Source organism: Chitinophaga sp., from assembly GCF_036569125.1.
Classification (GTDB): Bacteria; Bacteroidota; Bacteroidia; order Chitinophagales; family Chitinophagaceae; genus Chitinophaga.
Window position 1 is genome coordinate 1 of record NZ_DATCRF010000769.1, and the last position, 9,010, is coordinate 9,010.

Here is a 9,010-nt window from a genome sequence, read left to right on the forward strand (position 1 = left end):
TCGTACAGTCCCTGGGCGCCACGTTCATCATTGGGAAAACGTTTTGCCAGCTCGTATAATTTTGTGCGCCACAAGGCGGGATCGGTATCTTCATAATACCGGATATAATAGTATGCGTAATTGGGATCATCCGGTGCGGCCGCCGAAGCTTTACCCATGTACTCATGCGCCGCTTTCTGATCGCCCCAGCGTTCGGCATCAAGATGTAGCATCACCCATACAGCCGCGTTCCCGGGTTGCAATTCCGCCGCTTTCAACAACCAGGGCTTTGCCTTAGGGCTCTCCACATTATACAGGTTCATCCCCATTCCCAGGGGTATAGCTGGCGAGCGGGGAAACTGTTTCTCCCAGGCTTCAAGCTGTTGCACGGTAGCTTCTTCTTCACTCCCGGCCACGAAAACATACTGGCGAACCGGCAACAAACTATCAGGGTTCGCGGCGATCACCCTTTTCAACGAATCGATCGTGTTCGGCGTAACAGGGATGTCAAGGTTCCAATCTGATTTCACGACAATGGGCCACAGCTTGTCTATCTTTTCGAATTTCCGGTTCATCTGCAGCACTTTCAACCAATTTTCTATCACCTTCATGCGTTGGCGTTTTTTGTAGTATGCTTCGCCCAATACATAAGGGAAGCTGGGGGATTCCGGGAATTTTTTCATCCAGGTATTGAACTGCGCTACCGCATCATCGGTCGTACCACCCATAGCGGCAAGGTAAGCACGCAGGGCATTGACACTATCCTTTCGCGATTCTATCACTTTCACCAGTGAATCTACCTGCGCCTGCGTATTACAAACGCAGAAAACAAAAACAACAAACAATAATCTTTTCATAGTTAATGTTATCGAAGTAATTCATTCAATTTTTTATCCAGCTCTTCGCCATGCAGATGCTGGGCTATGATCTTTCCCGATGGATCAACCAGGTAGTTCTGCGGAATAGCATGCACTCCGTACAGTTTTGCAGCTGCATTTTTCCAGAATGCCAGGTCCGACACATTCGTCCAGGCCAGCCCATCATCATGGATGGCCTTCAGCCATTTTTCCCGGTCGCCGGGGCGATCAAGCGATACGCCCAGCACCGTGAAATTTTTGTCTTTGTACTTGTTGAAGCTCTTTACAAGGTTGGGGTTATCAGCCCGGCAGGGATGGCACCAGCTTGCCCAGAAATCGACCAGCACATATTTACCCCTGAACGAAGACAATTTTACCGGTACGCCGCTGGTATCATTTTGCACAAAGTCGGGCGCAGGTGAACCAACACCGATTGTTTTCAGTTTGACTATCTGTTCAGCCATTTTTTTACCGGCCACCGTGTTCCTTACAGCAGGCGCCAAAGCATTGAACGCAGGTTCTATCTCTTCCGGTTTATACGGCAATGAAAGCACCATAGGGAGCATCTCCAAACTCAGATATGAGTCCGGATTGTCAGCAATAAATTGCTTCACCACTGCTATCTTTTTCTCAGCCACCGCTGCCCACTGCTCTTTCATGCCGGGCATCATGGCTCTGGTGTCGCCCTTTTCTGCGGCGTAGCTGGCATTGGCTTCACTCAATGCCGCAAACTGTTTATTAAACGGCTTTAAAGCTGCCTGCAGACCCGTATACTTCTCATTCAGCTTGGACCCTTTGACGATGGCATTCTTTACAGAATCTTTACTACTGGTCACCATAACAGGTTCGCTGTCGAGATATACCATTAACATGTCTGGCTGCCCATCTGCTGAACGCCCGCCCGGGTGATACAGTTCCAGCGAAGCCCTGGTTGGGTATGCTATATGGCCTGTGAATTCAAACCGGCCGTTCCTGAGAATGGCCGAATCCGTTATAATATTGTCACTGCTGTCTGCATAGCTCAGCACAATTTTAGCCGGCGCCATCAAAGCCCCGATCTTACCGGTGAGCCGGAATGGTACCTGTGCCTGCATATACAGCGGTACACAGCATAACAACACCGTTACAAGCTTTCTCATATATCTTTCGATTTGTTATCAATACGTATTCTGCTGAATGGCCCCATTGCTGGAGATCATTTCCGTTCTTGGCAGCGGCGCTGCAAAACGGCGTGAGTTCTTAGGCAGCGTGTAGGTCTTTACAGGCTGGGTAGACAATACCGATGATAATGTATACGGGTAAAACGTTTTCGACATCACCACATCATCATTTGGGTCATCGTTATTGTTATAGCGGCGTACATCATACCAGCGATGCACAAACGGCATTTCCCTTCTTCTTTCATCCAGCACTTTTTTGATCGCATCATCTTTACCGGTAGCTGTCAGGTTCACCCAGGGGCCTGGCGTCATACGCTTTGCACGCAGGCTGTTCAGCGTAGCCATTGCGCCCCCCAAGTCGTCCGTGCGCGCCTGCGCTTCGGCCTTTATTAACAACATTTCTGCGGTGGTAGGACCAGATGGGATCCTGTCTTTAAAGAAGAAGACGTAACCCGGATAATTATAAGCGGGATCGATCATACCGAGATCGTATGAGTAGCCTTCCACGTAATGATACAGGTAACGGAGGTCATGCGCCTGGTCGTACAGGTTCATCAACGCGGTGCTGGGCATATACCACCACCTGCCGTAGTCCAGCATTCTGAAATACAGGAACTCGGGCCAGCCGATCATATCAGTAAAGTCTTCCTGGTTATCGTGCGTATAGGGATATTTCAGCGTAACAGTTTGCGCGTTCGGACCGGGATTGATGGTCACCACCTCGTCACGGCCATAACGCATTTGCGTGTTGTAATCAACCAGCGTGCTGTACTCCTGCAAGGCCTGATTGGCATATTTCAACGCGTCGGTATATTTGTTCATCGCGAGGTAGTAACGGGCTGCAAAACCATTTACTGCAGCCGTATTGGCGCGCCAGTGACGGGGCTTGCCGTTTTGTATCAGCGGCATCTTGATCTTCATCGCTTCTGCCAGGTCTGCCTCTATCTGCTCATATACTTTCGACAAAGGGGCCCGTGCAACAGGCTCGTCGAAAGAAATGGTCAGTTTAAGCGGTAAGCCCGGCTCGTCCCCTTTGCCGCCCGGATAAGGCAGGGTGAAGGTATTGGCCAGTTGAAAATAACTGTAGGCCCTTATGAAGTGTGCATCGGCTTTCAGGTTGGCTTTGTCCTCATCGGGACCGGTCACCTTGTCGGCATACTGCAACACCATGTTGGCAGTAAAGATCTTGCGGTATTCGCTGCTCCAAAAGGATTGTCCGGGATCATCCATGAGGTACGCCGTATCCCATGTGTTATACTGAACGGTAATGGGCGAAAATATGCCCGGCCTGGCATCATATATGGCGGTGGTCAGGCCATAATCGTCTGTACTAAGTATGGCAGTACTATTGCTCTCGGCGTAAAACTCGTTGTAGTCGTTGAGCAACGCATTCAGCTGGCTGGTGGTAGTCACCACCAGGGAGGACGTTTTTGACGGCCGCTCGTCCAGGAACTTATCGCAACCCGGCAGCAGTCCGGCGGCGAGCGCTAATGCAATACAATTTTTTATGATCGTTTTCATTCGACAGCAGTTAAAAGATTAGAAATCGAGCCGCAGACCCAGTGTTAGTTTAGGCATTGGTTTCAGTGTACCCAGGGGGTATTCGGGATCTTCTTTGGCATCGTTCTTATACCAGGTATACAGGTCGTTAGCCTGCGCATAGAACTGCAGGCTGTTGAGCTGCATTTTTTTCAGCAATGGCTGCGGGATGGTATATGCCAGGCTCACTTCCTGCAGGCGCACGTGCGAGGCGCTCTCCGTCAGGTAACTAACGTACTGGTGAAAGCTGGACCAGAAATAATAAAGCGGCTCAACGGGGGTTAGCGGCAACGGTATTATTTTGTCGGGATCGCCGTTGACCACTTCACTGAGCTTGCTATTGGGTAATACCCTGCGCGTCCTGTTTGACGGGTAGTTAAACCCTTTACGCTGAAATACATGGCCGAATTTTCCGGTAATGATAAAGGAGAGGTCAAAATCATACACTTTAAACGAGTTGATGAAACCCAGTGTATAAGGCGCAACGGTAGTACCCATGTTCAGCAAATAGGTACGCGCGTCCCCCGGCACACCGGAGGTGAAAGTTACCGGCGCCTTGCCGGGTCCTAACACGGTCGGTTGTCCGTTCTGCACACCTGAATATTGAAAACGCCATAAGGTATTGGCATCCATGCCCACCACATAGGCGCCGTAGCCGCCATTCAACAGATCAGGTGATGCATAGTTGGCCAGGAAAAGGTCGGTGATACGGTTCCTGTTGTAAGAGAAATTCAAATTGCCGCGCCATACAATGTCATCGTTTCGTATAGGCAATACCGTTGCCAGTTCCAGCTCAATGCCTTTGTTGGTCATTTTGGCGTTGTTCAGCTTTTGCGAGGTGGTGCCATTCACAGCGGGGATCGACAGCTGTGCGATCAGGTCCCGTCCTGCTTTATTGTACACATCTACCTTACCGGACAGGCGGCCGTTGAACAGGCTGTAGTCGACGCCCAGGTTCCAGGTGCCTGTTTTTTCCCAGCGCAATGTGGGGTTGCCGTAACTGCTGATGGTAGCGGTATAGTCATTGGTCCAGGTGTTGGGGGTAGCAACCGTTGCGATCAATGGCATAAAGGCGGTAAATTTATCCACGTTGCCATTGTAGCCATAGGTAGCACGCAGCCGCAGGTGATCGAGCCAGGTAGTGCCGTTCAGGAATTTTTCGCGGGTAAGGTTCCACAGGCCGCCAATACTCCAGAAGGGCGCATAGCGGTATTTCGGATCGTCGGTGATGAGGTTGGACGCATCCGTACGATAGCTGCCTGAAATGGTATAGCGCCCGCCGTAAGTATAGGCCAGGTTGGCATAAGAAGAGTAGTAACGTTCGGATGTATAATTGAACGAGCCGGTGTATGAGAAGGTCTGGTTGTTGCCCAGCCAATCTTTTATAGGCGAAAAAACACCGCCCGGCCCGTTCGGGAAAGTACCGATGGTAAGGGTTTCATCGTTGTAACCATAGGTTGTGGGATACCCGAACAGTTCTGCCACCGTGCTGTTCACTTCTACACCCGCAGCCAGGTTTATTTCGTGCTTGCTTCCAAACGTGTGGTTGTAGTTCAGCTGGTTCCTGAAGTTCCATGATTCTACTTTGTTCCTCGACTGGTTGAGGATACTTCCTTTGGGCAGGTTGGGTATAAGGGTATTGGTACCCTGGGTCCAGGTAGTTGCTTCATTCACTGTCTTTCTTACATAAAAACTATTTTCGTCGCGCAGGTAGCGGTTGTTGCTGTTGAAGGTTTCGTATTGTAAACGGCTGTTGATGGTAAGCCCCTTCATCAATTTGAAAGTAAGCCCGGCCTGCAGCCTTGCATTGAGCTGTGAAATGCTGCTATCCCGGCTGTGGATTTCCTGTATGGGATTGTAGCTCCAATCGCTATACGGGAATTTATCCATTGGCACAAACCGCTGCAGGATGGGCGTATAATACTGGCTGATGTTGGTGTAGGACCCGTTGGGGTTCAACAGCATTTCATAGGGGGAAAAACTGTTAATGTCCGCCAATGTAACACCATCATAGCGGCTGCGTGTGTGTTGTACCATCGCGCTCAGGTCCACATCCAGCCATTTGGTGATAACAGCCGCCGTGCGGTAATTGAGCATATAGCGCTCGCTGCCGGTTTCTTTAAAGTTAGATTGGTTCTTTTCAAACAGCAACGACAAGGCATTGCTCATTTTACTGGAAGAACCATACAACGTAAGATTGTATTGCTGGTTAACAGGGTTGGCCAGCAGGTTGTCTTTGATCTGCTGCCTGTTATCCTGTGTTCTCAACCGGTTCAGGATAGAGTCTCTTTGCGCCAGCGTGATGTAGCCCAGGAATTGTTCGCTCATGGCTACGGTAGCCGGCGACCACACCTTGTTTACATTGCTGCTCAATGCGCCGGAATTAAGCAGGGCGCTCCAGTTGTTGAAAGCCTTCATTTCATAGTCCACCGTTTCGGCCGGTGAGGCCAGCGGACGCACATAATCCAGGTCCATCTTCTTCCCTACCCTGGTAAAGGCCGAGAACTCCACTTTCAGCGGCGTACTCTTTTGAGCACTTTTGGTGGTAATGACAATAACGCCATTGGCAGCACGGGCGCCCCAGATAGAGGCGGCAGCGGCATCTTTCAGCACGGTGATGCTTTCCACATCATTCGGGTTAATACTGCTGAAATCACCCTGTATGGCAAATCCGTCCACTACCACAAGCGGCCTGGCATTGCCATACAGGCTGGTTTGCCCGCGTATTTCGAACGAAGGTGTGCCATCCGCATCCATGGAGCGGGCCTGTACTCCGGCTACCGCGCCAATAATGCGTTGCGATATATTGATGGAGGGTTTGTTCAGCTGTGCTTTACTGATGGTGCCGAAAGAACCGGTTGCGCGTTCCTTCGGTATTTTTTGATATCCGGTAGTAACGACTGCAACTTCATCCAGTTTTTGAACATCAATGCTCATTACCGCAAGGATACTTTTACCACGGAAAGGCACTTCCCTGGTTTGATAGCCTACAAAACTAATTAGCAACATTTCATTACCATCCTGCTTCGGAAGTATAAAATTCCCTTCCGCATCCGTAGTCACTCCAATATTAGAATTCTTCAGCTTAACGGTTGCGCCGGGTATAGGTGTGCCATCTTCAGCGACGACCTTTCCAGTGATCGTAGTATCTTCTGCGAAAGGAGAAGGCGCCAACGGTTTAAACGTGGCAGCTGGTTTAGCAGATAAGGCAATAGACTTCCCTGTGATCTTGTAAGTTAGTGGCTGATCCTTCATCACCTTGTCCAAAAACTCCGTCAAAGCCATGTTGCGGGCCGCAATTGTTACCGGCTTGCCGCTTTCCAGCAGCTCCTGCTTGCCAAAGACCAGGTAACCGGTCTGCTCTTTGATGACGGAAAAAATTTCTTTCAAAGTAAGGTCCTTGCCGGTAAGAGTAACTGTCTGCGCCGAGGTAGAAGCCCGGACTTGCAGCAATGCGACAGTCAGTAAAAGTGCAGTTAATCTCATGATCCTTCCGATTTTGGTCCGGGATGCCGTTATAGACATGACAATCCAGTCATCCCGCCTGGCGCGGGATAAACAGTTTTTTTGCATAAATTGCAGTCGTTTGCTTGTTAATAAATTGGTTGATACGCCTTTTTTGAAGACAACAAATACTTACCGGTAGTGGTCCCAACACTACCGTTTTTTTGCCCCCTGCTTATGATGATTATTCAATGTCATTTCATCAGCACCAATTTTCTGCCCGCTTCCAGGCGGTAGTGGAACCCGGCATTGCCCAGGATCTCCAACACACCTCCCAGGGCCAGATTCCGGTCGATCTCCCCAAATACTTTCACGTCCTGCACGCCTTCTTCATACGCTACGTCTATATCATACCAACGCTCCAATTCTGCCATTGCCTGCCTTACGTTCATCCCGTCAAAATTAAACACACCGTTTTTCCATGCCATCACGGCAGCGGGATCGATATTACCGGTGACCTGTAATTGCCCGGCACCGCCGGCCAGCACCTGCTGGCCGGGGCGGATGGCGATACCGTTATCAACCTGCCCTTGCCGGGCTACTTTTACGAGGCCTTCCAGAAGTGTGACTTTCGTTTGCTCCTCATAGGAATGTACATTAAAATGCGTGCCCAATACCATGGTATTCACACCGTTTGCCGCCACTATAAATTGCCGGGCTGCATCTTTGGCCACTTCAAAATATCCCTCTCCCTTCAACACTACTTTTCGCTCATTGCCTGCAAAGGCTACCGGGTAAGTAATGGAAGAACCAGCATTGAGCCAGATACGTGAGCCATCCGAGAGCTGCATGTCCACTACCTTACTGCCACGCGGGTTGGTAAGGGTGTTGTACTGCATTTCACGGAAGGTTTCCCCGCTGGCCGATTGGTAGGCGACCTGGCCGGCGGCCAGCTTCACGAGTCTGATACTTCCCTGTTGGGCCAGCAGGCCACTGGAAAGGCTGTCCAGGGCTATCACCTGCCCGCTGGCCAACGTTACCCTGGCCTTTGATACCTGCGGCGCAGCTATATTGCCGGCGCCCTGGGTAATCGTGGCGGGAAGATGAGCCGTGCGATTGCGCAGCACGGTAATAAGGGTTGTTGCCCCGATCAGCAGGACCGCGGCGGCAGCCCAGACCCATCTCCGTAACGGGAATGCTTTGCCCGCACCCATTTCCAGGCCCGTATGCGCCAATACCTGCTCCCTGATCCGGGTATCGGCCTGTTCAGATACTGTCAGCCCGGAGGCTTGCGCCTGCTGGGCTGATAATTGCTGTATTGCCGGATCATCCAGCATCTCTTTATATCTATCCGGATGCTGCTCAATGAATGACCACAACACTTCGGCCTGCTCGGCGGTGATCTCATCCCGGATAAAACCGGCCAGTAAATCTTTGTAATATGACGTTGGATGATCCATATTCTATATACAGACTGTGAGAGGCAGAAAAAAAGACTAATGGGATCCGGACTTTTTTAATAAAAATCTGGTCCGAGCAACAGGAGCAGCACCGCCAGCTTGCCATATTGCTTCAAATAGCTGCGCAGCAGCGCAATCGACTGGACCATGTGATTGCGGACGGTATTGGTGGAGATGCCAAGCTCGCTGGCCACTTCCTCGTAGCTTTTGCCTTCCCGCTTGCACATTTCATAGATGCGGCGGCGTTGGGGCGATAACGTGGCCAGGGCCTGTTCCATGAGCTGGATGTTAGGAGAGTCTTGCTCCGCAAATGGGTCCACCGGACCGGCGGTTACCTCGTAATGACGCAGCAGCCGGTCTTTAAACTTTTGATCCCTGGCCATTTCCAGGTGCACATCGTAGGCCCGGTTATGACATACCCGGAACAGGTAAGGACGAAAATCTTTTTTGATCGCGATTTTATGCCGGGCGTCCCAAATGCGCACGAACACATCCTGCAGGAGGTCTTCTGCTACATCGGGCAATTTCACCAGGGTCATGGCGTAGGCATATACTTCATGGCGGTACCGGC

General features: G+C 50.7%; 6 protein-coding genes. All 6 read right to left on the reverse strand.

Going from position 1 to position 9,010, the window contains the following annotated elements; translation table 11 throughout:
- Positions 1 to 836 (reverse strand): hypothetical protein (locus VIM87_RS28390; protein ID WP_332000252.1); only part of this gene is annotated, 836 nt, incomplete at its 3' end.
- Positions 837 to 844: 8 nt separating this feature from the next.
- Positions 845 to 1,975 (reverse strand): TlpA disulfide reductase family protein, encoded by a 1,131-nt coding sequence (locus tag VIM87_RS28395; protein ID WP_332000253.1) that lies wholly within the window; start codon positions 1,973 to 1,975, stop codon positions 845 to 847.
- Between the two features lie 18 nt (positions 1,976 to 1,993).
- Positions 1,994 to 3,517 carry a RagB/SusD family nutrient uptake outer membrane protein gene (locus VIM87_RS28400; protein ID WP_332000254.1) on the reverse strand — a complete coding sequence of 508 codons (1,524 nt, stop codon included), beginning with the start codon at positions 3,515 to 3,517 and terminating at the stop codon, positions 1,994 to 1,996.
- An 18-nt stretch (positions 3,518 to 3,535) separates the two neighbouring features.
- Positions 3,536 to 7,021 (reverse strand): SusC/RagA family TonB-linked outer membrane protein, encoded by a 3,486-nt coding sequence (locus tag VIM87_RS28405; protein ID WP_332000255.1) that lies wholly within the window; start codon positions 7,019 to 7,021, stop codon positions 3,536 to 3,538.
- Between the two features lie 212 nt (positions 7,022 to 7,233).
- Entirely contained in the window at positions 7,234 to 8,439 is a 1,206-nt protein-coding gene (locus VIM87_RS28410) for a FecR family protein (RefSeq protein WP_332000256.1), read from the reverse strand.
- Positions 8,440 to 8,495: 56 nt separating this feature from the next.
- On the reverse strand, positions 8,496 to 9,010 hold a 515-nt coding region (locus tag VIM87_RS28415; protein WP_332000257.1), incomplete at its 5' end, for a sigma-70 family RNA polymerase sigma factor.